Source organism: Peribacillus sp. SIMBA_075, from assembly GCF_046534585.1.
The window spans coordinates 1-237 of sequence record NZ_JAWRYN010001578.1 but is presented as its reverse complement, the minus strand read 5'-3'; the positions used below and the strand labels follow the sequence as shown (position 1 = coordinate 237).

Sequence of the window (237 nt, the reverse complement as noted above, 5' to 3'; positions counted from 1 at the left end):
TTTTAGATGAGAGATGTAAAGCTTTTAGATGGTTTTACACATCCCATTGCTCAAAAATACTTTAACCGTTCAGTTCTGGCACATGCGATTGCGGTAGCCTAGCATTCGTTTCACCTAGCAAACGAATATAAGATAGACCCTGATATTTCGGCAAAAGCAGGACTTCTGCATGATATGGGCCATTTCACCTGCTATCGCAATGATAAGTGGGATTATGATTTGTACAAACAAAATGTT

Annotated in this window: 1 pseudogene; it reads left to right on the top strand. The window is 38.8% G+C overall.

Annotated features, from left to right (window positions below):
* Window positions 1–123: 123 nt before the first annotated feature.
* Window positions 124–237 (top strand): annotated as a pseudogene (locus SB775_RS33730) (HD domain-containing protein); the annotation flags it as partial.